Genomic DNA, 25,244 nt, shown 5'->3' with positions numbered 1-25,244 from the left:
AAAGAGTGCCCCGAATGTGATCGAAGCGGGACGAAAAGGGCGCTTAACTGACAGTGCGGCCTTGCACTCCTGTTTCGATTCGCAACCCGACACCGCAGAGCTTGCATCGTCGAGCACAGAACGAGCCAGCGCCTTGTCGCGCATGAGGAACCACTGGCATTGGATCAAGGAACGCCTTGCGTTCCCGGCGCGTGCCCGTCCCGCCGATCGATGCGGCGAATATTGCTCGGGCGGCAAGGGTGCCTGAACCATACGGGTGCTGCATGCCCAGTTCGTTGCGGTCCATGCAGGATGCAGTGAGCGCCTGCTGCGGATTTAACCTACCATGAAGGGCAGGCGTCGATAGCTGCGCACCGTCCTTCACGCGAAGTGGAGTCAAGGACCTTGTATGCAACCGGGTTGGCATCGAGTCCCGATCGCAGAACCGGTTGGTCTGCATCCTCATCGGTCGTGCTGGTACGCACATGTCTTCTCTCCAACCGGGAGGCCTTCGTACAGACAGCCATGGCCGAATCATTGAACGCGGACGAAAGACAAACCCATGTGCGGATCGTTGCTGTCGGTGCGTCGGCCGGCGGCATTACGGCGTTGCAGCGGCTCTTCGAAGGGCTTCCCGGCAACCTGCCTTATGCACTCGTCGTGCTCCAGCACCTGCCTGCCGGTCTGCCCAGCGGGCTTCCCGGCCTGATCGCGAGATGGACGCGCATGCCGGTTCAGCGCGCTATCGGCGGGGCGCGTCCCAAGGCCGGAACCATCTACATTCCCTCGCCGGATGACATCCTGACGCTCGAACACGACGTGTTCGAAACGAGACCGCTCGAAGGAGGCGGACGGCGTCCCGGCATCGATACGATCGACTGCTTTCTCGAAAGCCTTGCGTTGCGCACGGAGCCGCCACCGGTCGCGGTCATACTCTCAGGCACCGGCATGGATGGAACCGCGGGCGCCACGCTCGTCCGGCAGGCCGGCGGCATCGTCATCGTTCAGGATCCGCTGACGGCGCTGCATGACGCCATGCCGAACTCGGTCATCCAACGGCATGTGCACGATCACGTCCTGCATGCGGGGGCCATCGGCCGGCAATTGATGGCCTGCGCCGATCCGGCCTACGAACGTCCCGTGCCGCCTGCCGACTGGTCCAGCATCACGTCGCAGACGCTCGCTCATATCGTCGGGCTGGTCCGGCAACGTGCGGGCTTCAACCTGGGCGGATACAAGCCTTCGCCTTTGTTATGGCGCATCCAGCAGCGCATGGATATGCGCAAGGTCTGGTCACTGGAGGATTACGCTTCGCTGCTCAGGGATGATCCTGTCGAACTGGAAGCGCTGGCGCGCGGCATCTCGATTCACGTGACCGGATTCTTTCGCGATCCGGATGCCTGGGCGGTCCTGCAAGCCGATGTGCTTCAGCGTCTCATTGCGGAGGCGGGGAAGGAGCGCATCCTGAGGGTCTGGACGCCTGCATGCGCGACCGGCGAAGAAGCGTTTTCCATTGCGATGCTGCTTGATGAACTTGCACGCGACGCGGCCGAGCCATTCGACTTCCAGATCTTCGCCACCGATGCCGCTCCCGAAGTGGTCGCAAGCGCAAGCCTCGGTCAGTTCAATGCGAGGTCGCTGACCGGTTTGTCGCCGGCGCGTCAGGGACGTTACTTCTACAAGGTCGACGCCACTTTTCGCGTGAAGCGGTTCCTGCGTGAAAAGCTGGTGTTCGCTCCGCAGGATCTGATCTCGGATCCACCGCTTTCAGGGCTCGACCTCGTCACTTGCCGCAACCTCTTTATCTACCTCGAGCGGGAAACGGTCTGCGACGTACTGTTCTCGCTTCACGGCTCACTGCGCATGGGCGGTTATCTTCTTCTTGGCCGAAGCGAGGCTTATCCTCTTGACAAGCAGGGCTTCGAAGTCGTTTCCCGGAAGTGGAACATTTATCGCAAGGTCGGGCCGATGCACGAGGTGCCGCGCAGTGTTGTGCGCAGAGTGGCATCGGATGAGGAAAGACTGGCCAAGCTCGCGCTGCGGCTCGCCTACGAACAGTTCGATGTTCCGTCAGTGTTGATCGACGAAGATGGCAGCATCCTGCGGGTGTACGGCGACACAAAGGACGTGCTGCGGCTTGCTGCGGGCGAACCGTCGCTCAGGATCACGGATCTCGTGCCCAAGCAGTGGGAGGCGCGCCTGCGGCATTCCATCCGACAGATACTGGCTGACCAGCAACCCATCACGCTGGAAGGCCTGAAACTCGACGGCGCGGAAAACATGCCGATGCGCGTACGGCTCACTCCGTTGCAAACGTCGGCCGGTGCCGCGTGCGACCGTGTGCTGGTGTCGTTCGTCAGGGAGCAGGATGCGGCCGATGCATCCGAGGCGGAGGGTACGCCGCTCATGCGGGGTGATCTCGATGTTGCCGAGTCGGTCGACTGGAAAGACAAGGCCCGGGTTTCGCGCGACGAGCTGGAAGCATCGCGCGAGGAATTGCAGGCGCTCAATGAAGAGCTCAAGGCATCGAACGAACAGCTCAATCGCAGCAACGGCGATCTCAACGTGGCAAACGTCGCTTTGCAGAAGAACATCGAACAGCTTGCGATGCAGAGCCGCGTGTTGTCTTCGGGCGCCGTGATGACGATGTTCCTGGATCCGGATTTGAGGCTTCGCTGGTTCACGCCTTCGATGCGGGATGTGTTCCCGCTGATGCCGGGCGACACAGGCCGGAATATCGCGGACCTTGTGACGAAGTTTCCGGACGCTGCCTTCTACACGGATATTCATGCCGTGCTGTGCGCGAGTGACCCGCGCGAAGCGATCATTCGCGACAGCCACGACCATACCTTTGTGCGCAAGATCTATCCGTATGTGTCGGAGACCAACGCGATTACCGGGGTGGCCATCACGTTCATGGACATCAGCGATCATGCTCGCGCGGAGGCCGTGATCGCGCGCAGCCGGGCCTGGCTCTCGGCGCAGAAGGACGCGTTTCAGGCAGCCATGAACGGGGCTTCACTCGATACCTCGTTGGGCATCCTGGTGCGCACGCTGTCGAATCAGTTGCCCGAACGGGGCCAATGCGCTTTTTTTGTCGCGGAGGGAAGCGTGTTGCGACATGTCGTGGGCATGTCGGATGAGTATGCGCGGTGTGTCGACGGGTTCGAGATTTCGCCGGAGTCGCTTGCCTGCGGGCTGGCGGTTGCAACGGGGAAGCCGGTTATCACGGCAGACGTGTTCGATGAACCGCGTTGGCAGTCGTGGATCTGGCTGGCGGAGAAGTTCGGGTATCGAGGATGCTGGTCGTTTCCGGTGGAGACGCCGGAGGGAGGGCTGATTGGGGCGCTGGCCATGTATTCCAGAGAGCCGAGATTGCCCACTTCGATGGATCTGGAACTTGCCGAGGTATTTACGCAGACGGCGGGAGTGATCATGGGGAGGTTCCTTGGGGAGGGGCGCGCTCTTTGACCCGTTCGAAGCAGGCGCTGTTCATGCATCATGCTGCTCGCGATGCGCAATTGTGGAACGGCATGTGAGATGTCGTTCCGCGAGTCAGATGACCAAGCCTGGCCGGCCCGGAAAGCAGCGTCGATTTCTGGCCGCGACAGCTGAGCCACGGTATTGACGAGTGTCTTTGCTGCCGCGGCCGACGCGATGGCGACCATCGCGCAGCGATCGAAGCCTGCCGCTTTCAAGGCATTGACGTCACTGTCGGATACCTGCGTCCGATTCGTCGCGACGGCGGCGGCAAAGCGGCGTACTGCTTCGAGCCTGGGGTCGTCGATCATGCTTCCGTTCCGCAGAGCCTCGACGATTTCCGCCGATGCGCCCAGTTTCGCCGCAAGCGTTGCACGCACCGCGATGCCGTAATCCGCGGCGTTCGCGCGGCTCGCGGCGACCATCGCGACTTGCTGGGCGACGGGGTCGAGCGAACTGGCGCCGAGCGAACTGGCGCCGAGCGACTGGCCTGCGGCGAGAAACACTGCCATTGAGAAGCGCATCCGCAGTGAGCTCGCCGGGTTTGTAGCCCGTCGTCCGCGTTTCGGTCGCCGCGGTTCCGGCGATCGTTCCCCCCGTGGCCAGCACGGCAACGTGGGGTAGCGGCGCCTGTTGCTGAGTCTGGACCTGCCCGGGCTCAATTGAGCGCATGCGTCTTTCACGGCGGACTCCCGCATCGAGGTTCAAGGATCACCTGCGCGTCATCGGTTGACGCGGTCGGTTGAATCGGAACCGATCGGGATAGAGGGAGGGCGTGGGAAACCCCGGTCGTCCGACGGACGGGTTCCGATGGGCCCAGTGTAGTAAGTCGCCGGGCGCTCCAATACGGCCCGCGACGACCATTGGAAAACCTGATGATGTGGTCCGCTCTGCGTGAAACTTCCAGCAGCATCGATCAGTGCCTGAGGCGGAGTGAGTCCCGCAAGCTAGCCAAGCGACCTCTGCAGCAGTCCGCAGAGATCGGCGGCGATGGACGACATCGACACATGCCGGTGCTTCACGATGCCGATGGCACGCTGCACTTCCGGACTGGCGATCGTGATCGCGCGAATGTTCGGCGCGAAGTGCGCCGACACCGCAAGCGACGGCACGATCGCGCAGCCGAGCCCTGCATCGACGAGCGCGACGACGCATGAGATGTGCTCGACTTCGTAGAACCAGCGCAGGCTGATCGACTCGTGTCCGAGCAGCAGTTCTAGCAAGAGCCGGTTCCCGCTGTCACGTCCGCCAATGACGAAGCGCGCCTCGCGCAGGTTCGGCAGGTCGCGCAGCGACACGCTCTCGCGCGACGCCCATTCGTGTTCGCGATGCACCGCCAGCACGTATCGGTCCGCGAGCAAGGGCTCGAAGGTGAGGTCTTCGTCGTCGCCGGGATCGAGACTGATGCCGAATTCCGCGAGCCCCGCCCGCACCTGGCCAAGCACGAAGTCGTGATTGCCGTCGAAGATCTGCACGCCGATGTGCGGATACTTCCGGGCATATTGCCGCAACACATCCGGCAGCACGCGACTGACGACCGTCGGGATGCTCGCCAGCCGCACCTTGCCGAAGCGCTTCTCGGCGATCTCACGGATCGACGACAGCATCGTGCCCAACTGCGAGATTTGCTGGCGCGCCATCGGCAGGAACTGGCGGCCGACGCCCGTCAGCGCAACACTCCGCGTGGTCCGGTGAAACAACTCCACGCCAAGCGCCTGCTCCAGCTTCTGAATACGCCGGGACAAGCCGGGTTGCGTGAGGTGCAGCTTGTCGGCGGCTTTCTGAAAGCTGCCAAGCTCCGCCACCGCGACAAATGCTTCGAGTTCCGAGTTTTCGACTTTCATAACTGTTTCGCATGAATCCGTGAGAAACCGGCATTGGACGCCGCTATTTTGGACGACGAGCATTGTGACCGAAACAAAAAGTCATCACCAAGCGGGCAGGGCTCATGCATTTTCAATTGATCATTCGAAACGGCGAAGTCATCGACGGCACCGGCAGCGCGCGCTTCAGCGCCGATGTCGGCGTGAACGGCGAGCGCATCGATGCAATCGGCGATCTGTCGGCGGCGAGCGCGGACAGGTCCATCGACGCCACGGGAAAGATCGTCGCGCCGGGCTTCATCGACAGCCACACGCACGATGATGCCTTCGTGCTTACGCATCCGGACGTCATGCCCAAGATCGTGCAGGGCGTGACCACCGTGATCGCCGGCAATTGCGGCATCAGCCTCGCGCCCTTGCGCGCCGACGCCGTTCCCCAGCCGCTCGATCTTCTCGGCGTGCCCGAGCGCTTCGCCTACGACAGCTTCGCCGACTATCTCGATGCGCTCGACCGGTCGCCTGCCGCCGTGAACGTGGCGGCGCTGATCGGACATTCGACCTTGCGCGTACGTCACATGGACGATCTCGCGCGCGAAGCCACGGCAGGGGAACGCGCACACATGGCGGCCGATGTCGAAGCCGCGATGCAAGCAGGGGCGTTCGGCGTATCGTCGGGAACGTTTTATCCGCCGGCGGCAGCGGCAAGCACGCAGGAACTGATCGACGTCTGCGCACCGCTCGCGCGTTATCCCGGCGTCTTTGCCACGCACCTGCGCGACGAAACCGCCGACATCGTCCCCTCGATGGAGGAAGCGTTCGCGATCGGCCAGGCGGTGGGCGCGAATCTCGTGCTCTCGCATCACAAGGTCGCGGGCAAGGAGAATCACGGACGCTCGGCCGAAACGCTCGCGCTCATCGACGCGCAGGGCGAACGCCAGCCGCTCTGCCTCGACTGCCATCCGTATCCGGCGACCTCGACGATGCTGCGCGCGGACCGCATCCGCCAGTCCTCGCGTGTGATGCTCGCATGGTCGGCGAAGCGGCCGGAACTCGCGGGCAAGGATTTCAGCGAGATCCTGCCGCTCTACGACGGTTCGGTCGAGGCGGCCATCGAAGACCTGAAGCCGGCCGGCGCCATCTATTTCGTCATGGATGAGCAGGACGTGCAGCGCATCTTCCGTCATGAAAAGACGATGGTCGGCTCTGATGGACTGCCCAACGACAGCGCGCCGCATCCGCGCCTGTGGGGCACGTTCCCACGCGTGCTCGGCCACTACTCGCGCGAACTGAAGCTGTTTCCGCTCGAAACCGCCGTGCGCAAGATGACGGGCCTCACGGCCGAGCAATTCGGCATCGAGGAGCGTGGTCATGTCGCCGTCGGCAGCTACGCGGATCTCGTCGTGTTCGATCCCGCCGAAGTCATCGACCGCGCGACGTTCGAAGCACCCCGGCTCGCGCCGGAAGGGATCGAGCACGTGATCGTGAACGGCGCGCCCGTCATCGCTCACGGCAAGCCGACCGGCGCGCGACCCGGCCGCGCGTTGCGCAAGAACCGCCGCTAAACACGAGACCGACATGGCCACTCCCCATCAGGCAAGCCCGCACGCCGCCGCGCCGCTCGCGCTGTCAGCCGACACCGTGTATCGCAAGGTGACGCTGCACGTCGTGCCGATCATCCTGCTGTGCTATTTCTTCGGCTATCTGGACCGCGTGAACGTCGGCTTCGCCAAGCTGCAGATGATGACCGACCTGAACCTGACCGAAGCCGCGTACGGCGTCGGCGCGGGCTTGTTCTTCGTCGGCTATCTGCTGCTTCAGGTGCCCGCGGGGTATCTCGTCAGGCGTATCGGCGTGCGCGCCTGTCTCGGCGGCTCGCTGGTCGCGTGGGGCATCGTCTCCATCGCGACCCTGGCGACGCGCAGCCAGACCACCTTCTATGCACTGCGCTTCCTGCTCGGCTTGACGGAAGCAAGCTTCTTCCCGGCCGTCATCGCGTATTTCAGCGTGTGGTTTCCGTCGTACCGGCTGAGCAAGGTGATGTCCCTGCTGTTTCTCGCGATGCCGCTGGGCGTGATCGTCGGCGGTCCGCTGTCGGGCTGGATCATGGACGCGACGCACGGCGGCTGGGGCATGAACGGCTGGCAGTGGATGTTCCTGATCGAAGGCCTGCCTGCCGTCGTGCTCGGTTTCGTGCTGTTCGCGATGGTCGTGAATCGCATCGAGAACGCAAGCTGGCTCACGCCCGAGGAACTCGCGGTCGTGAAGAGCGAGCTCGCGCGGGAGTCGTCGGACAAGAAGCAGTCGCTGCTTCCCGCGTTGAAAGAGCCGACGCTGTGGCTCTTGTGTGCGATCTCCTTTCTCTACAACGTCGGCAATTACGGCCTCGTCTTCTGGATGCCGACGATGATCAAGGCGCTCGGCCATCGTTCCAACTTCGAGATCGGCGTGGTGAGCGCGATTCCCTATCTGGTCGCGGCGGCCGCGATGGTCATCAACGCGCAGCATTCCGTGAAGACCCGCGAGCGCCGCTGGCACACGGCCGCGCCGGTGTTCATCGGCGGCATCGCGCTGATCGGCAGCGTGGCGGGGTCGGGTGCGCCGGTGGCGGCGGTTGCGTGCCTGACGGTTGCTGTCGCCGGCATCATGAGCACGCTGGCGATGTTCTGGAGCTTGCCCTCGCGCATACTCGCAGGCACGGCAGCGGCAGGCGGCGCGGGTCTGGTCAACGTGGGCGCGGCCGTCGCCGGATTCGTCGGGCCGTCGATCATGGGCTTTCTCAAGCAGATCACCGGCAGCACGACCGCCGGCGTCGCGCTGCTCGCCATCACGCTGTTTCTTGCCGCCTTGCTGATCCTCGCCATTCCGGCGCGCTACATCAAGACGGCGCACTGAGTTGCACACAGACCTCGCTCTTTGCATCTGATCGAACCTGAAAGGCAGAACCATGACCACGGTATTTCATCGCGCGCCGCGCGCCAGGCTTCCCGTCGCCGTGCGCGGTGACGGCATCGAAATCGTCGATTCGACCGGCAAACGCTATATCGATGCATGCGGCGGCGCAGCCGTTTCATGTCTCGGCCACAGCCATCCCCGCGTGATAGAAGCCATTCAGCGTCAGGTGCAGCAATTGCCCTATGCGCACACGTCGTTCTTCACGACGGAGCCTGCCGAAGCACTCGCCGACCTGCTCGTCGATGCCGCGCCGAAGCATCTCGCCCATGTCTATTTCGTCTCGGGCGGCTCAGAAGCGATGGAAGCCGCGCTCAAGCTCGCGCGCCAGTACTTCGTCGAGAAGGGACAGCCGGCGCGCCGACACTTCATCGCGCGGCGGCAGAGCTATCACGGCAATACGCTCGGTGCGCTTGCGATCGGCGGCAACGCATGGCGTCGCGAACCGTTCCTGCCGATCCTGATCGAAGCGCATCACGTCACGCCGTGTTTTGCGTATCGCGAGCAGCACGCGGGCGAATCGGACGAAGCCTTTGCACAACGGCTCGCCGACGAACTCGAAGCGAAGATTCTCGAACTCGGGCCGGAGTCGGTGGCCGCGTTCGTCGCGGAGACGGTCGTCGGCGCGACGGCGGGTGCCGTGCCTCCGGTGCGCGAGTACTTCCGCAAGATCCGCGCGGTTTGCGACAAGTACGGCGTGTTGCTGATCCTCGACGAAGTGATGTCGGGCATGGGCCGCACGGGCTATCTCTTCGCCTGTGAGGAGGACGGTGTCTCCCCCGACATTATCGCCATCGCGAAGGGGCTCGGCGCGGGCTATCAGGCGATCGGCGCGACGCTCGTGAGCGACGAGATCTTCAATGCGATCGTCGGCGGTTCGGGATTCTTCCAGCACGGTCACACGTATATCGGCCACGCCACGGCGTGCGCGGCTGCGCTCGAAGTCCAGAAGGTCATCGTCGAAGACAGGCTGCTCGACAACGTGAAGGCGCGCGGCGAGCAACTGCGCGCAGCCTTGCGCGAGCGGCACGCACAGCATCCGTTCATTGGCGACGTGCGCGGGCGTGGCCTTTTCACCGGAGTCGAACTCGTGCAGGATTGCGAGCTCAAGACGCCCTTCGATCCGAAGCACAAGTTGCACAGCGTCATCAAGAGCGAGGCGATGAAGCGCGGCCTGATGGTGTATCCGATGGGCGGCACCGTCGATGGCCGGATGGGCGATCACGTCCTGATCGCACCGCCTTTCATCACGACAGGCGAGCAGATCGAGATCATCGTCGAGCGTCTTTCGGACGCGATCGACGGCGCGCTTGCCGCAATCGGCGCGAAGGCGGCATGAACGAGGCCTCGTTGCAGGCATGGGCGACGACACTCGGCATCGCCCTGCCTGACGCGTTGCTGGGCGATGTCGCCGCGCTGCTCGACACCATGCACGCGAGCGCGCGGCAACTCGACGTGGCACCAGACCCAGCGGAACCCGACTGCGATGAAGCGCGCGCTTGACATCGCCGCCGACGTGCGGGCGCAGCGACGCCGGGCGATCGACGTGACGCGCGACACGCTTGCGGCCATCGCACGCGAAGATGCTGCAATCAACGCGTTTCATCACGTGTTCCACGACGAAGCGCTTGCCCAGGCAACGCGCATTGATGAACGCATCGCAGGCGGCATCGATCCGGGTCCGCTCGCAGGCGTGCCGTTCGCCGCCAAAAGCCTGTTCGATGTCGAAGGCCGCGCGACGATTGCCGGCTCGTGCGCGCGGCTCGATATCCCTGCCGCAACGCGCGATGCAGACGCGATCGCGCGTCTGAAACAGGCGGGCGCCGTACTGGTCGGCACCACGCATATGGACGAACTCGCGTGCGGCGCGACCGGCGAAAATCCCTTCTTCGGCAACGTGCGCAATCCGCGCGCCATCGAGCGCATGACGGGTGGATCGTCGGGCGGATCGGCGGCGGCTGTCGCGGCGGGCTGCGTCCCGCTTTCGCTCGGCAGTGACACGAACGGCTCGATCCGCGCGCCCGCCGCGTTGTGCGGCGTGTGGGGCGTGAAACCGACCTTCGGACGGCTGTCGCGACGCGGCGTGCTGCCCTATGCCGATTCACTCGACTGCATCGGCGGCTTTGCGCGCAATGTCGATGACCTTGCCGCCCTGTATGCGGCGCTCGACGGCGGCGTGGCAGATGACTCACGCGCGGTTCCAAAGGTCGCCGTGCTCGGCGGGTATTTTCGTACCTACGCCTCGCGCGACGCGTGGGACGCCGTCATCGAAAGCGCGTGGGTCTTCGGACCGCATGAGATCATCGATATGCCGGAAGACGAGATGCAACGCGTCCGCAGCGCGGCGACGATCATCTCGAACGTCGAAGTTGCCGAGGCGCATGGCAATCTTCTTCAAGCGCCCGAGGAACACCTATCGCCACGCCTGCGTACGCGCCTGCTGGCCGGCGCGTTGAGTCCGGGCACCTGGCACGCGCGGGCGCTGCGTTACCAGCAGCGTTTTCGCGCACGCATGTCACGGCTCTTCGACCGATTCGATATCCTGCTCGCAACGTGCACACCTTTCCCGGCGCCGCGCTTCACCGACGCGACCATCGCGGTAGGCGATCACGCACTCGAACCCGCGAAGCACCTAGGCATGTTGACGCAACCTGTTTCCTTCGCGGGTCTTCCCGTCATCGTCGCGCCCGTTTTGCGCGAAGGCGCCATGCCGCTGGGCGTGCAGATCATCGGCGCTGCGTTCGATGAAACCGCGTGCTTCGCAGCAGCGCGGCGCATCGAGCGCGGCTCCAGCAACTCATCAGGAACAGCGATCGAAACATGAGCAAGAGACTTCCCGACTTCGACATGGCTAGCGCATCGGACGAACAAAAAGCCGTGTTGCAGAGCATCCTGAGCGGTCCGCGCGGCAACCTCAACGGTCCGTTCCTCGGCTGGATCTTCAGTCCGGAGCTTGCGCAGAATGCGCAGGCACTTGGCGCGTTCTGCCGCTACAAGACGGGCCTGCCGCTGCGCCAGTCCGAACTCGCGATTCTGGTGACGGCGGCGCGCTGGCGCTCGCAGGCGGAATGGCACATACACCTTCCAATCGCGCTCGATGCAGGCGTGCCCGCCGATCTCGCCGAAGCGCTGCGCACGTGCCAGCCGCCGGTTTTCGCCGATGCCGATGACAAGCTGATCTTCGACTTCGCAACCGAGCTCTACGAAACGAAGCGCGTGAGCGATGCGACGTATGACGCAGCGGTCGCGCGCTTCGGCCATGCGGTGGTGGTGAATCTGGTCGGCCTGCTCGGGTATTACGCGCTCGTCGCGATGACGCTCAACACCTTCGACATGCGCGCCGAAGGGCAAACCGGTCTGCCTTTCGCCGAATGAGCCGTATCGGGAATGGGTTGTCCGACCGTCTCAGGCGAGACGGATGGGCGGTTGCGTCAGCCGGTTCAATCCATCGGCGGCCAGGAGAAGGGTGGCCTTGCCGACGCCGTGTATCGCCTGTTGATGACGTCGATAGAGCATCGCGTGGCTGAGTTGAGCAAGCCGCCCTTTGATGAAACCACCCTTGAAGAAGCCGAATTTGCCGAGTGTGCCGAAGGCATCGTAGTTCGCGAGCGATACCAGCGAGCCGAAGTCGTGATACGCGAAGTCCCGAAGCGGCGCTCCCGTCAACCACGCGGGTAGCGTCTTCGCAAGATGCTCTGCCTGTTGCGTGGCGACCTGTGCGGTGGGCGGCAGCGCCCGTTCGGCATTCCGCAAGGTGAGGCTGGAACAATCGCCGAGCGCGAAGATCTGGTCATCGCGACTAGCTTGCAACGTGGCGCGCGTGACGAGCTGGTTGGAATGCGTGGTCTCCAGCCCTGCCAGACCGGCCAGGAACTCGGGCGCCTTGACGCCTGCGGCCCAGACCATCAAGTCGGCAGGAACGAGGTCGCCGGACCCATGGAGGAAGCCGTCTGCCGTCGCACCGGTCACGCGCGTTTGCGTGAGCACACTGAAGCCCATTCGCGTGAGCAAGGTTTCGCTGGAGGCCGAGATGTTGGGCGGAAAGCTTGCAAGAATGCGCGGGCTGCTTTCGATCAGGGTCAGTTCCAGCCGCTGACGCACCGTGGGATCGCCGTAGCCCGACGCGATATCCAGCAGCGAGCTGAGTTCCGCCGCCAGTTCGACGCCGGTTGCGCCGCCGCCGACAATCGCGACACGGAACCGTTGATCACGCGCAATGCTCCTGAAGAGGCGAGCCCGCAGGATTTCGTTGAATGCCTCGGCCTGCGCCTGACTGTCGATGAAATGCGCATGCTGCGCCACGCCTTGAGTGCCGAAGTCATTGGCGCGGCTGCCAAGAGCGAGTACCAGGACGTCGTAGTCGATGGTCCGCGCGTCCAGCACCTTTTCCCCGTTGGCCGCACGTATTTCCGCGACCTGGACCTGCTTTCGCTCGCGGTCGAGACCACACATTGCGCCGGGCTGATAGGCATAGCCATGCGCGGCGGCGTGAGCGATGAAACTGACTTGCTGAAGGTTCACATCACGGGTGCCTGCGGCAATGGTATGCAGCATGGGTTTCCAGATGTGGGTCGCGCTCATGTCGACCAGCGTGACCGTCGCAGCCAGGCCGTTGCGGATTTCCCTGCCGAGCTTGGTCGCCAGCAGAATTCCGGCGATGCCGCCGCCAACAATGACAATGCGCGCAGGATGTGTCACGGGTCCTCTTGTTTTCCAGAAATGCTGGTTGGTGCAGTCGAAGCCGTCGGACGAACGCTCGACCGGCGGCAACGTGTCGTCAAAACTTGGCTGAAATCGCTCACCTCATCCACAAACGCCTCCAGCTTCGGAATATCGGCTGGCTCGGTGAAATGCGATCAGCCCGGCTTTCATCGCCGTTGCCATTTGACGATGGCCTCGTCCTGAAGAAAGCCCTCGCGTTCCGCGCCTTCGATAGCCGCACGATAAAGCTGTAACGCGCGTTGGACCTCGCCGTCGCGGCGGGCGGTTCGGCATCGATTACTGCCAGCTTGTGGCCGAAGCGCTGCGGACAGTGCATGGCCCGGATCGCGCGTTGCTGCTGCATCGCCGTGACGGGCGGACGCGCTTCGCCGCTGTTTGCGTCGTGCGACGCGGTCAGCGACAGAATCGTATAGAACATGTGTTCCGCCGACGTAATCATCCCTGTAGTCGTGTCGTTGCCGTTTGCCTCGACGAGCAAGTCCGCTTCGTTGAAGTCGGCGTCATTGAAACTCGTAACCCGTCCGTTTATCCGGTCAGGTTGCGCACCCGTGCTCGTAACGGCAGGATGATCGACGTCGCAATCTGGTTCTTCTGCGTCATGACGAAGTCCAGACCGATCTCAGCGTGTTCGAGCACCTCGCTCAGCGTCACCTTTAAAGTACGGCGGCCGCCGACATTAGCGCATTCAAGCGCTTTCTCAGACGCTGGACTGCAGCAAGATCGAGACCCGAAGACGCGGGCTTTTGAGCATCAGGCGCAATCAGGCGTTGCGCGGCCGCCGTGGTAACGTCTGGACGCGATCGCTCCCTCGCCCCGTCACGCCCGCTAAAAACTTTCCGAAAAGTCACGTCAGACCCCGCGCAAACCGCCATGAACCGTGCCGTCACTCTTCCTTCGCTCAACGCGATCCGGGCATTCGAAGCGACGGGCCGCACGCTGAGCGTGTCCAAAGCGGCAAGCGAGCTTGCGGTCACGCCGGCAGCGGTAAGCCGCCAGGTCAAGGCCCTCGAAGGCTTCCTCGGACTGCAACTCTTCGAGCGCGTCAGGGGACGGCTCGAACTGACGTCGGCGGGCGCGCGCTATCTCGCCGAACTGATGCCGCTGTTCGCCGGCCTGCGCCAGGCCACCGACAGCATTCGCACGGCAGGCCGACGCTCCCATGTCCTCAAGATCCGCTCGCCCGCCACCTTCGCCGTGCGCTGGCTGATTCCGCGGCTCGCGAGCTTTCATCGGCAGTTCCCCGAAATCGACGTGCAGGTCACCACGTCATCGGCGCCGCTGGATTTCAGGCGCGAGGACATCGACGGCGGGATCCAGCTTGGCGATGGCCGCTGGCCCGGCCTCTCGGTGCAGCGGCTGATTCCCAACGAACTCGTGCCGGTCGCGGCGCCATCGCGCAAGATCCGCGCGCGCAGCAAGCTGACCGGCGAGACGCTCCTGCATTCGCTCGCGCGCGCCGACGACTGGGCCATCTGGATGGAAGCGGCCGGCTTCGCACGCGATCCGCGCCGCCGCGAGATGCGTTACGAGACGTCGTTGCTGGCGTATCAGGCGGCCATCGAAGGACATGGCGTCGCCGTCGCGCAGAAGGCGCTCGTGCGTGCCGAACTCGACAGCGGGCAACTGGTCGCGCCGTTCCGTTTCGAGCTGGACCGGGGCGCTTATACCTACTACTTCGCCTGGCCGGCCCGGCACGCCTCCGAGGCGCTCACGACCTTCCGTGACTGGCTGGTGTCGCTGGTGAAGACGGACGCCACCCTTTAAACACCCTTTAACAAAAAGTCAAAGCCCCGTTTCCAAAAAGTCGATTGTTCCGCCGGTCGCGCAACTCTAATCTGCGGCCATGGTTCGATGCAGCGTCGAACCCGGAGACAGGACAACGACATGATCCGAGACAGCTTGAAAGGCGTTCGCGTGCTCGATTTTTCGCACGTGCTGGCCGGCCCCGTATGTTCGATGACGCTCGCCGATCTCGGCGCGCACGTGGTGAAGATCGAGCCGCCGGGCGGCGAAATAGGCCGGCAGATCGGCCCGCCGTGGGTGAACGGCGTGAGCCCGGCTTTCATGAGCGTCAATCGCGGCAAGTACAGCGTGGCGATCGATCTCAAGACCGACGCTGGACGCCGCACCGTCACCGAGATGACGCGCCAGGCGGATGTGGTGGTCGAGAACTTCCGTCCCGGCGTGATGGCGTCGATGGGACTCGGCTACGAGACGCTTCGCACGCTCAATCCGCAACTGGTCTACTGCTCGATCTCGGCGTTCGGGCAGCGTGGCGAGAGCACGCGCCGGCCGGGTGTCGACGGCGTGATCCAGGCCGTGAGCGGACTCATGAGCACGCTCGGCACGGCGCAGGGCGATCCGCTGAAGGTGCCGGTGCCCGTCGCCGACATGATGGGCGGCTATCTCGCCGCCATCGCCGTGCTGGGCGCGCTGCACGCGGCGCGCACGCAGCGCAAGGGCCAGCACCTCGACGTGAGCCTCTATAACGCGACGCTGATGTTGCAGCAGATCGGCTTCGCCGCGTTCTTCGCTTCGGGTTCGGAACCGGAGAAGGTCGGCAGCGCGGCGCCTTATGCCTGCCCGAACGAAGCCTTTCCCACACGCGATGGCTGGATGATGGTCGTCGCCTATCACGCGGCACGCTGGAGCGCGCTGTGCGAGCTGCTCGACGCGCCGGAACTCGAAGCCGATACGCGCTTCGCCGGCAACGACGCGCGCGTGCGGCATCGCGCCGAACTCCATGAGATTCTCGCGGCGCGCTTCGAGAAGCGGACCACGGCCGAGTGGATCGGGCTGCTCTCGGCGAGGGACATTCTCTGCGCGCCCGTCACGACGTATCGCGAGGTGATGGAGACGGTGGAGTATCGGCAGAGCGGCATTGCGCGCACTGTCGAGCATCCGGTAGCGGGTTCCATCAGGACCCATGGTTTTGCGCTCGGGCCGTCGGATCCTCCCGCAGGCGATGAAACGCCCGCGCCGATGACCGGCCAGCACACGCTCGACATGCTCGGCCTGTACGGGTTCGATGAAGACGCCATCGCCGCCTTGCTCAATGCCGGCGTGATCCGTGCCGCCGCGGCACATGCCGGAACGGTTTAGGAGATCCCGCATGGAACAACCCATCGTACACAGGGAAATGCATGGTCGCGTCGCGCTCGTGCGGCTTGCTTCCGACAACCCGTTGAACCCGCTGACCGATGCGCTGATCGACGCGCTCGTCGGCGAAATGCAGCGCATCGAGGCGGACCCCGCCGTGCATGCGACCGTGCTGACCGGATCGGAGAAGGCGTTTGCGGCGGGCGCGGATATCGTCGCGATGGCGCCGCTCGATTACGCGACGGCGTTCTCGGAAGACCTCATCGGCCGCAACTGGGACCGCCTGCGCAGGCTGCGCAAGCCGCTCATTGCGGCGGTCAGGGGCTATGCGCTCGGCGGCGGCTGCGAGCTGGCGATGATGTGCGACATCGCCATTGCAGCCAGCGATGCGCTGTTCGGCCAGCCGGAAATCAGGCTCGGGATCGTGCCGGGCGCGGGTGGCACGCAGCGTCTGCCACGCGCTGCCGGCAAGTCGACCGCGATGCTCGCGTGCCTCACAGGCGAAGCGCTTTCGGCCTCCGACGCGCTGGCGTGCGGCCTGATATCGAGCGTGGTCGAGCCGGACGCGCTGATCGAGGAAGCGTTGCGGATCGGACAGCAGATCGCGCGGCATTCTCTGCCGGTGATCGTGGCCGTCAAGGAGGCGGTGGACCGGTCCTTCGAGTCGTCGCTGGCCGAAGGGCTGTTGTTCGAGCGGCGCCTGTTTCATGCGGGCTTTTCGCTGGCGGACCAGAAAGAAGGCATGGCCGCGTTTCTCGAGCGGCGCACCGCCAACTTCGTCAATCGATGAAACAAAGAGGAGACGAACCGTGAATGACAACGAAGCCAACCCAAGCGCGAAGCCGCTGGTGCGCCATGCAGTGGAAGCGGGCGTGATGACCATCACGCTCGACGAACCTTCGAACGGCAACGCGCTCACGCTCGCCATGACCACGGCGCTTTCTGACGTGCTCGAAAGCGTCAACGGCAGGGACGACGTGCAGTGCGTCGTGCTGCGTTCATCGTCGAAGCACTTCTGCACGGGCGGCAACGTGAAGGACATGCAGAGCGGCAAGGATCTGATGGACGGTGGCATCGAGGCGGTGCGCGAGCGTCTGCGCCACGGTCTGCACCGGATCACGCGGGCACTGAGCTCGATGGATGTGCCGTCGCTCTGCGCCGTGAATGGCGCGGCAGTGGGGGCGGGCTGCGACCTCGCGCTGATGTGCGACATCCGGCTGGCCGGCGAGCGGGCCGTGTTCGCGGAAAGCTTTCTGCGCCTCGGTCTCGTGTCGGGGATCGGCGGCGCGTGGTTCCTGTCGCGCATCGTCGGACCCGCGAAGGCGCTCGAATTGACGCTCACCAGCGAGTTCATCGATGCCGGAACGGCGCAGCAGCTGGGTATCGTCGCCCACGTTCATCCGGATGCCGCGCTCGACGACGAAACGCGTGCGCTTGCCAGGCGCATCGCCGCGAATCCGCCGCGTGCGTTGCGCATGGCCAAGAAGCTCGTGCAGGAGTCGGCGCACGGCACGCTGTCCGCGTCGCTCGAACTGGCGGCGAACATGCAGGCCATCCTCCTGTGCGGCAGCGAGCACAAGCAGGCAGTGTCCGGCTTTCTGGAGCAACAGGCACGACAGAAGGCGTCCAGGCTCTGAAGCGGACGCACACAATCAACGATGGAGACAGGCATGACATCCCGACCTCACGCGCATCATCGTGGCCCCGGCATGTTGCGGATCATCGCGACATCGAGTCTCGGCACGATGCTCGAGTACTACGACTTCTTCGTCTATGTCGCGCTCACGGCGACCCTGACGCAGCTCTTCCTGCCTTCCACCGACAGCACCGTCGCCGCGCTCGCCGGTGTCGCGACGTTCGGCATCGCCTATGTCGCGCGGCCGCTTGGCACGGTCATCTTCAGTCCCATGTCGGACCGCATCGGCCGGAAGAAGACCTTCGTCATCACGCTGGCGATCATGGGGATTGCGACGGTGGGTATCGGTTGCCTGCCGACTTACGCCGTGGCGGGCGTCGCCGCGCCGATCGCGCTGCTCACGCTGCGCATCGTGCAGGGCGTCGCGCTCGGCGGCGAGTACGGGTCGGCCGTCGTCTATGTCATGGAGCATGCGCCGGAAGGCAGCAAGGGCACGGCAACCAGCGTGCTGCAAAGCACGGCGAGCATCGGCCTGCTGCTTGCACTGGTCATCGTGGGTGCGTTGCGGCTGTCGCTCGATGCGGCAAGCTTCGTTTCATGGGGATGGCGCGTGCCGTTCGTGATTTCCGCGCCGATCGTGGCCGTCGCGACGTGGATCCGGCTCGGCATGACCGAGACGCCGGTCTTCGCCGAGATGAAGGAAGCGGGGCGTCTTTCGAAGCGGCCATTGCAGGAGACGCTGTCGAGCCGCACGTCGTGGAAGGCCATTCTCGTCGCCATGTTCGGCGCGCAGGGCGGTACGTCGGTCTCGCTCTACACGTCGATCGTCTACATGCTGTATTTCCTGCAGAACGTACTCAAGGTCGAGCCGATGCAGGCCAACCTGTGTCTCGGCTTTGGCATACTGATCGCGGCGCCGCTGTATCCCGTCTTCGGCAAGCTGTCGGATGCGATCGGGCGGGCGCGCGTGATGTTGATCGGCATCGTGCTGTGGATCGCGGCGGCTTATCCGGCGTTTGCGGGCATCCGGTCGAGCGTGGCTTCGATGCAGTGGGTGTCGGTCTCGCTGCTGATCGCGGTGCTCGCCATTCTCACCGCGATGATCATGGCGCCGCTGCCCGCGTTCATCGCCGAGTGCTTCCCGCCGCAAAGCCGCACGACCGGATTCGGCCTCGCGCAGCAACTCGGCAATGTGGTGTTCGGCGGCTTTCTGCCGCTCATCAGTCTTTCGCTCGTCAAGTTCACGGGTAATTCGCTTGCGGGCGTCGGGTATTCGATTGCCTCGCTGCTGCCGTGTCTCGCGGTGACGTGGATCTGGGGGTTGAAGCAGGATGCACGCGCGAGAAGCGCGGGGGCGGGTGGGGTGTCGGCGCGTAGGGCGGGGGAGCCGGTGTCGATGCGTTGAGTGGTTTGCGTGATGACCCCGTCGCACCGCCGCTATACCAGCAGATGCCGCCGCGAAACCATCGTCTGATGGTGCTGGCTGTTGCTTCGCCTTTAATGGAGGCGTCGGCCGCGTCGACACGACGCGTTTGCCTTCGTAACGCTTCCTTTGAAGGATCGGACATGAAGACCGTCATCGTTCTTACGTCACACAATATTCTTGGCAACACGGGCAAGCCAACGGGCTTCTGGCTCGAAGAATTCACCGCGCCGTATTACACGTTCAAGGATGCGGGTGTGGAGGTCACCGTTGCATCGCCGAAGGGCGGCCACCCGCCGATCGACCCGAGAAGCGACGATCCCGACAATCAGACGGACACGATGCAGCGCTTCAAGAAGGATCCCGATACGCAGAAGGTTCTCGCCAACTCCGTCAAGCTCTCCGATGTGCGGGCAGAAGATCACGACACGATCTTCTACGCGGGCGGCCACGGGCCGATGTGGGATCTCACGGAGGATCCCGTTTCGATTGCGTTGATCGAAAGTTTCTACAACGCCGGCAAGCCGGTTGCCGCCGTCTGTCACGGGCCGTGCGTATTCCGTCACACGACCTTTCAGGGGCAGCCGCTCGTGAAGGACAAGCGCGTTACCTGCTTCACCAACGACGAAGAAGAAGCGGTCGGCTTGACGAAGGTCATGCCGTTCCTGGTCGAAGATGAATTGAAGCGTCTGGGCGGACGCTTCGAAAAGGTCAGGAACTGGGACGTCCTCACCGTGACCGACGGGCGGCTGATCACGGGGCAAAACCCTGCATCGTCCGGACCGACCGCGAGGGAATTGCTGAAGCTGCTCAACGCCTGAGCGAAGCTTCCGGAAGGCATTCACTGTGGTCACGCGCGTTCATGACATGATGACGCTGCCGGGACGAAGTGTGCTCGGCCGACAGCGTCGCAATGGCCCATCAGGCCACGCCGCATTGATGTGGTTTAAAAGAAGGGTATATCCTTGTGCAAGTCCCACGGCCCCTTCCAAACAACCTCCGATCGACATGGCTACCGATCCGTTGTCCAGCACCCGTCAGGGCATTCTGGACATCCTGCTCCAGCGCAAGAGCGGTTTGACGGTCGATGAAATCATCGAGGCTATCGGCTTGAGCAGGACAGCGGTCAATCAGCATCTGATTGCGCTGGAACGCCGCAACTTCATCGAGAAGGGCGCTCCCAGAAAAACCGGCGGACGGCCGGTTCAGGTCTATGTCCTCACTCAAGAGGGCACCAATCAGTTTCCCAAACAATATTCGTGGTTCTCCGCGTTGCTCGTGTCGACGCTGCGCGATGAGCTCGGCCCCGAGCGCCTCGACCACTATATGTTCGATCTGGGCGTCAGGACGTCGGCGGGCATGATTCCGCGTCTGGTCGGGAAGACGCGTTCCGAGCGCGTCACCGAAACTGTGAAGATCATGAACGAGGCAGGCTTCCGGGCCATGGAGATTGGTCCGGACCGTGTGTCCACGCTATCGCGCGTGGAGTGCACCAACTGCGTCTACCATGATCTGACGAAAGACTATCCCGAGGTGTGTCGTTTCGATATCGGCTTTCTCACCGGGCTGATGGGCACCGAGGTTGAACATCAGGCCTGCATGCAGCGCGGCGGCGAAGCCTGCCGCTTTCGCTTCAAGCCATTTCCCTGAGCTTGCAGAGCGATTGATCAGTCGCAATCCCGCTTGCACGACGAAGTTGTAACAGTCGGGGCTTTCAACACTTTTGACTATTGCGCCTGCCAAAAGCTGTGCCTATCTTGATCCCACAGGCCGCGTGTGACTCGCCCAGTGACACGCGTGATCTGCATCTATCAAGAGGCTCAAGATGGCCATTGACTTCACCATGTCGTGCGAGCAAAAGGCGGTGCAATCGAGAGCACGGGCGTTCGCCGAGAACGTCCTTGCCCCCTTGCTCTGCAAAGCCGAACAGGAATCCGATCTGACCACGGCATTCGGGAAGAAGAAGCCGGCGTATATCGAAGCCTATCGGCAAGGCATTGCCACCGCGATGCTGCCCGCCGCCTATGGAGGCGGCGGCTATTCCTGTCTCGACTTCACCATCGCGACGGAAGAAATCGCCGCCATCGATCCTGGTTTCGCGTGCACCGTGCTCTGCAATGGCCTTGGCCTGATGCCGGTCATCTGGTACGGGACGGAGGACCAGAAGCGACGCTTCGTCGGTGCGGCCACGTCGGATCCGAGCGAGCAGTATCTCGGCGCCTGGACGGCAGCCGAGCCGCATCGGTCGGCGCTCGCGGTGAATGACATCGACGATCCGCGTTCGCTCTCCGATATCACCCTCACCGCAACGCTGCGCGGCGACCATTACGTACTCAACGGACGCAAGAAGTGGTCGTCGGCTGCCGGGTGGGACGGACTCGGCGCCAATGCCCAGACCGTCATCGTCCGCACCGACACTCAAACTGTGGGCGCAAGAGGGCTTTCCGCGATCGTCGTGGAACGCGGCACATCGGGCATTGCGTGTCATGCGTCGCCGCGAGACGAGTATCGAATGGGAACGAGCGCGACCATCGAGTTTCACGATGCCGAAGTCGCCGTCGAGAATCTGCTTCCGGGTAGCCAGAGCAATGGAGATCGGGTCATCGACCGGAACTTTGCATGGTTCGGACCGATGGCGGCCATTGCAGCGGCCGGCGTGGCGCGCGCGGCTTATGAGGTGTCCCTGCGCTTCGCGAAACGCCATGCAGGCAGCTCGCTTGCGCCCATCAGCCGGTTCGATAACGTGGGCAATGTTCTGGGCGAGGTCGCGGCCAGGATCGAATCGGCTCGCTACTTCGCGTGGCGCGCCGCCGACTATCTGGACAAGCATGATCAGCATGGTGAGATCTTCGGCGCAATGTGCAAGATCAACGTCACGGAGATGATGTTCGATTGCGTGTTCAAGTGCATGCAACTCGTGGGCACGCGCGTGGGCGACGATGAATTCAGTTTCAGCAGACATTTGCACGATGCGGCGCTGCTGCCCATCCATGACAGCGGCAACATGGCTGCGCAACGGCGCCGTGTGCGAGGCATCATGGCGCACGAACGCTTCAACCCGCGCGCCGCCCTCGACGATGAGGCCGTCTATTCCCTGTCCCTTGCCGAAGGCGTCGGATGAAGCGCGCGGCCTGCCATGTCATCGAAATTAACGGAGCGAGCGAACGCTCGCCATGCCTGGAACGATGCAGACGTCAGGGGCTCATCTCATGCCAATCGACTTCACACTGACGGGCGCGCAACGCAAGTTGCAGAAAAACGCCCGCGAATTCGCCATCGAGATTCTTCAGCCGGTGGTCAGGCGGGCGGACGAGGAGCCTGACACGCAAAAGGCGTTCGCCATCACGAAGAGCGCTTACCTCGAGTGCTACAAGCTCGGCTTTGCAATGGGCTTCCTGCCGCGGGAATACGGCGGCGGCGGCATCAGCAATCTGGACTTGCAGATCGTCGCGGAGGAAATCACGGCCGTGGACCCGGGCTTCGCCACCGTGCTGCTGGTGAATGGGCTTGCGCTCATGCCGCTCGTCTGGTTCGGGTCGGATGTACAGAAGCAGAAGTGGCTGACACGGGCAACCAGCGATCCGCGTGGGGAATACATCGCGGGATGGACGGTCAGTGAGGCGGTCAGTGAAACCGGCGGCACGGCGAACTTCGATCACCCGGCCGCGAGTCCGGCAGGCATCGGCCTGATCGCAACGCATGACAAGGGGCGCGGCGAGTATGTGCTGAACGGCACCAAGTACTGGCCGTGCAATGCGGGCGGCTGGGATCTGAAGGGCGCGGATGTGAACGTCTGCATCGTACGCACCGACGCTTCGAAAGGCGGCCGCGAGGGACTCAGCGCGATCATCGTCCCGCGCGGAACAGCGGGCGTCAGTTATGCCCCGCCCATCTCCAAGCTGGGGCATCGCCTGTGCCAGAACAATGCGATGAGGTTCTCGGACTGCCGCGTGTCCGAAGAGAACGTGTTCGCCGCGGGAGACGGCGACCTCGTCATCAGCAAGGCATTCACGTGGTCGGGACCGGTGGCGGCGATTGCGGCGGTGGGTGTGGCGCGATCGGCATACGAGTTCGCGTTGAACTGGTCGAAGACGCGCAGCGCGGGCGGCGGCGTACCGATGATTCATCATCAGGCAGTCGGCTACATGCTCGCGGAGATTGCGATGAAGATCGAGGCGTGCCGTGCGTTCTCGTGGAAAGCGGCGCATTACCTCGACCAGTTCGATTCGGACGGCCATGCCGTCGCTGCGATGGCGAAGGTGTTCTGCGGCGAAGCGCTGTTCGGCGCGGTGTTCCGGGCGCTTCAGGTGATGGGTGTCAATGCGCTCGACCGGCAACATCCAATGGAAAAGTTCCTGCGCGAGGCCGCCGTGTTCCCGCTGTACGATGCGGGCAACATAGGCATGCAGATGCGGAAGATCTGGGGTGTCATGCTGGACGAACATTTCGATCCGCGAGCGATTGCCGATACGCGCCGGATGAGCTTTCGAAAGACGATGGAAAGCGCCGGCGCCGTGCTGCCGCAACGCGAACCGGCGTCTCAGTGAACGGGCGAAATACCATGGGATGCGTCGGGCATATCAACCGACGATGCGGGAATACCAATAGCAGGATGTCAATGCGGGCCGCTCTTCATAGACTGTTAAACAGGTCGATGCGGAGAGCCGGACATGGACGACATCATCAGCAGGCAACGCCGCCGGACGCTTCGTGCGGCTGTCGCCATGGTGGGCGCGGCGGCATGTGGCATGGCGTCAAGGACAAGCGCACAGCCGGCGCAAACAAGGGCATCCGGAACGTTTGAAGCGATGCGCCAGATCGATGCAGGCGTGCTGAACGTCGGCTATGCGGAGGTCGGTCCGCGTGAGGGGCCTGCGGTGATCCTGATCCACGGCTGGCCCTACGATATTCACAGCTATGTCGAGGTCGCGCCGCTGCTCGCCTCGGAGGGCTATCGCGTCATCGTGCCTTATCTGCGAGGCTATGGCTCCACGCGCTTCCGCTCGTCCGACACGCCGCGCAACGGCCAGCAAGTCGTCACGGCACTCGATCTCGTCGCGCTGATGGACGCGCTCGGCATCGGCCAGTCCGTGCTCGGCGGCTACGACTGGGGCGCGCGCACCGCGGACATCGTCGCCGCGCTCTGGCCCGAGCGCGTCAAGGCGCTGGTTTCGGTCAGCGGATATCTGATCGGCAGTCAGGACGCGAACCGCAAGCCTCTGCCGCCATCGGCCGAACTTCAATGGTGGTATCAGTACTATTTCGCGACCGAGCGCGGCGCGCTGGGCTATGCGGCGAACCTCGATGCCTTCAACCGCCTGATCTGGCAACTCGCCTCGCCGCGATGGTCGTTCGACGACGCGACTTATCGGCGCTCGGCCGCCGCGTTCCACAATTCCGATCACGTCGCCATCGTGATTCACAACTATCGATGGCGTCTCGGCCTCGCGCAAGGCGAGCCGCAATACGACGCGCTCGAACAGCGGCTGGCCGCCGCGCCCGCCATTGCGGTGCCCACCGTGACGCTGGAAGGCGACGCGAACGGCGCGCCGCATCCGGAACCGGCGGCTTACGCACGGAAGTTCAGCGGCAAGTACCTTCACCACACGATAGAGGGCGGCGTCGGCCATAACCTGCCGCAGGAGGCGCCCCGTGCGTTTGCGGACGCGATTCTTCAGGCCGCCGGTCTGTGACGGCCGTTCATCAACATGGCTGCGCGCTCAAGGAGCCTGGTTATGTCGGACCTGATGAAGACGGTGGATGCGTGGGAACGGACCATCGTGATGATGAGATCGTGCATGAACCCGGCTGGCCTCGCGGCGTCGCGCCACGCGGCGGGCGGTCTGCCGGACCAGAGTGCCGATCCCTGCGGCGCCGGCCTCGTGGTGAGCGTGATAGAACGCCCCACGCCGACGACCGCCACGATCTACTGGCGCGACCCGACCCGCTGCAGCTATGGCGACCAGTCGTGGAGAATCCGGCGCGCGCGCAAGCGAGGGCGATGTGCGATCAGCGGCGAGTCGATCGCGGCAGGCGATTTCGTCTATGCACCGATCCGCACCACCAGCGTGTGCAACGGGCACGCGATGATCCTTGCGTCGGTGATCGAGCAATACACGCTGGCGTGAAACGC

22 protein-coding genes are annotated in these 25,244 nt (G+C 63.8%); 19 read left to right on the top strand and 3 right to left on the bottom strand.

Annotated elements, in window-relative coordinates; translation table 11 throughout:
* Nucleotides 1-504: 504 nt before the first annotated feature.
* Together QCE69_RS27710 and QCE69_RS27705 are read left to right on the top strand one after the other, a co-directional pair.
* A complete protein-coding gene (locus QCE69_RS27710; RefSeq protein WP_309934114.1) occupies nt 505-3,450 on the top strand; it encodes a CheR family methyltransferase in 2,946 nt (981 codons plus the stop codon).
* Nucleotides 3,451-3,636: 186 nt separating this feature from the next.
* Nucleotides 3,637-3,852, top strand: coding sequence for a hypothetical protein (locus QCE69_RS27705; protein ID WP_309934112.1), 216 nt, complete (start codon nt 3,637-3,639; stop codon nt 3,850-3,852).
* Between the two features lie 554 nt (nt 3,853-4,406).
* Here QCE69_RS27705 and QCE69_RS27700 read toward each other — a convergent pair.
* Nucleotides 4,407-5,303, bottom strand: a complete 897-nt coding sequence (locus QCE69_RS27700; protein ID WP_309925154.1) for a LysR family transcriptional regulator — start codon at nt 5,301-5,303, stop codon at nt 4,407-4,409.
* 104 nt (nt 5,304-5,407) lie between these two features.
* On the opposite strand from QCE69_RS27700, the gene QCE69_RS27695 reads away from it, so the two are divergent.
* From QCE69_RS27695 to QCE69_RS27670, 6 genes are read left to right on the top strand one after another with little or no spacing between them, the layout of a single operon-like run.
* The gene (locus tag QCE69_RS27695) at nt 5,408-6,844 is read left to right on the top strand and encodes a D-aminoacylase (RefSeq protein ID WP_309925151.1); all 1,437 of its coding nucleotides are present in this window, start codon (nt 5,408-5,410) and stop codon (nt 6,842-6,844) included.
* A 13-nt stretch (nt 6,845-6,857) separates the two neighbouring features.
* The gene (locus tag QCE69_RS27690) at nt 6,858-8,174 is read left to right on the top strand and encodes an MFS transporter (protein ID WP_309934111.1); all 1,317 of its coding nucleotides are present in this window, start codon (nt 6,858-6,860) and stop codon (nt 8,172-8,174) included.
* 52 nt (nt 8,175-8,226) lie between these two features.
* Entirely contained in the window at nt 8,227-9,570 is a 1,344-nt protein-coding gene (locus QCE69_RS27685) for an aspartate aminotransferase family protein (protein WP_309934109.1), read from the top strand.
* Complete coding sequence (locus QCE69_RS27680; RefSeq protein WP_309934107.1) at nt 9,567-9,734, top strand: hypothetical protein; 168 nt, start codon at nt 9,567-9,569, stop codon at nt 9,732-9,734. The genes QCE69_RS27685 and QCE69_RS27680 overlap by 4 nt, the downstream gene beginning before the upstream one ends.
* A complete protein-coding gene (locus tag QCE69_RS27675) occupies nt 9,718-11,055 on the top strand; it encodes an AtzE family amidohydrolase (RefSeq protein WP_309934105.1) in 1,338 nt (445 codons plus the stop codon). Before QCE69_RS27680 ends, QCE69_RS27675 begins: the two co-directional genes overlap by 17 nt.
* Complete coding sequence (locus QCE69_RS27670) at nt 11,052-11,606, top strand: carboxymuconolactone decarboxylase family protein (RefSeq protein WP_309925141.1); 555 nt, start codon at nt 11,052-11,054, stop codon at nt 11,604-11,606. The genes QCE69_RS27675 and QCE69_RS27670 overlap by 4 nt, the downstream gene beginning before the upstream one ends.
* A gap of 30 nt (nt 11,607-11,636) precedes the next feature.
* Here the strand turns inward: QCE69_RS27670 and QCE69_RS27665 are convergent, their stop codons facing one another.
* Together QCE69_RS27665 and QCE69_RS27660 are read right to left on the bottom strand one after the other, a co-directional pair.
* A complete protein-coding gene (locus tag QCE69_RS27665) occupies nt 11,637-12,929 on the bottom strand; it encodes an FAD-dependent oxidoreductase (RefSeq protein WP_309934217.1) in 1,293 nt (430 codons plus the stop codon).
* A 549-nt stretch (nt 12,930-13,478) separates the two neighbouring features.
* Nucleotides 13,479-13,604, bottom strand: coding sequence for a hypothetical protein (locus QCE69_RS27660; protein WP_309934103.1), 126 nt, complete (start codon nt 13,602-13,604; stop codon nt 13,479-13,481).
* 219 nt (nt 13,605-13,823) lie between these two features.
* On the opposite strand from QCE69_RS27660, the gene QCE69_RS27655 reads away from it, so the two are divergent.
* From QCE69_RS27655 to QCE69_RS27605, 11 genes are all read left to right on the top strand, one after another.
* Nucleotides 13,824-14,717, top strand: a complete 894-nt coding sequence (locus tag QCE69_RS27655; protein ID WP_309934101.1) for a LysR substrate-binding domain-containing protein — start codon at nt 13,824-13,826, stop codon at nt 14,715-14,717.
* Nucleotides 14,718-14,837: 120 nt separating this feature from the next.
* Nucleotides 14,838-16,055, top strand: a complete 1,218-nt coding sequence (locus QCE69_RS27650; RefSeq protein ID WP_309934100.1) for a CoA transferase — start codon at nt 14,838-14,840, stop codon at nt 16,053-16,055.
* Between the two features lie 10 nt (nt 16,056-16,065).
* Nucleotides 16,066-16,842: an enoyl-CoA hydratase-related protein gene (locus QCE69_RS27645; RefSeq protein WP_309925130.1), complete on the top strand. Its 777-nt coding sequence runs from the start codon at nt 16,066-16,068 to the stop codon at nt 16,840-16,842.
* An 85-nt stretch (nt 16,843-16,927) separates the two neighbouring features.
* The gene (locus QCE69_RS27640) at nt 16,928-17,689 is read left to right on the top strand and encodes an enoyl-CoA hydratase-related protein (protein WP_309934215.1); all 762 of its coding nucleotides are present in this window, start codon (nt 16,928-16,930) and stop codon (nt 17,687-17,689) included.
* Between the two features lie 33 nt (nt 17,690-17,722).
* Complete coding sequence (locus QCE69_RS27635; protein WP_309934098.1) at nt 17,723-19,093, top strand: MFS transporter; 1,371 nt, start codon at nt 17,723-17,725, stop codon at nt 19,091-19,093.
* Nucleotides 19,094-19,254: 161 nt separating this feature from the next.
* On the top strand, nt 19,255-19,932 hold the full coding sequence (locus tag QCE69_RS27630; RefSeq protein WP_309934097.1) for a type 1 glutamine amidotransferase domain-containing protein: 678 nt from the start codon (nt 19,255-19,257) through the stop codon (nt 19,930-19,932).
* Between the two features lie 187 nt (nt 19,933-20,119).
* Complete coding sequence (locus QCE69_RS27625) at nt 20,120-20,761, top strand: winged helix-turn-helix transcriptional regulator (protein WP_309925125.1); 642 nt, start codon at nt 20,120-20,122, stop codon at nt 20,759-20,761.
* A gap of 175 nt (nt 20,762-20,936) precedes the next feature.
* Complete coding sequence (locus QCE69_RS27620; RefSeq protein ID WP_309925123.1) at nt 20,937-22,232, top strand: acyl-CoA dehydrogenase family protein; 1,296 nt, start codon at nt 20,937-20,939, stop codon at nt 22,230-22,232.
* An 88-nt stretch (nt 22,233-22,320) separates the two neighbouring features.
* A complete protein-coding gene (locus QCE69_RS27615; protein ID WP_309934096.1) occupies nt 22,321-23,658 on the top strand; it encodes an acyl-CoA dehydrogenase family protein in 1,338 nt (445 codons plus the stop codon).
* A gap of 123 nt (nt 23,659-23,781) precedes the next feature.
* Entirely contained in the window at nt 23,782-24,804 is a 1,023-nt protein-coding gene (locus tag QCE69_RS27610) for an alpha/beta hydrolase (RefSeq protein ID WP_309934093.1), read from the top strand.
* Between the two features lie 42 nt (nt 24,805-24,846).
* A complete protein-coding gene (locus tag QCE69_RS27605) occupies nt 24,847-25,239 on the top strand; it encodes a DUF3331 domain-containing protein (protein ID WP_309925117.1) in 393 nt (130 codons plus the stop codon).
* Nucleotides 25,240-25,244 lie beyond the last annotated feature (5 nt).

Origin of the sequence: Caballeronia sp. LZ032, assembly GCF_031451315.1 — a bacterium.
Classification (GTDB): domain Bacteria; phylum Pseudomonadota; class Gammaproteobacteria; order Burkholderiales; family Burkholderiaceae; genus Caballeronia.
The sequence above is the reverse complement of the archived record's forward strand: the minus strand, read 5'-3'. Positions and strand labels throughout refer to the sequence as shown.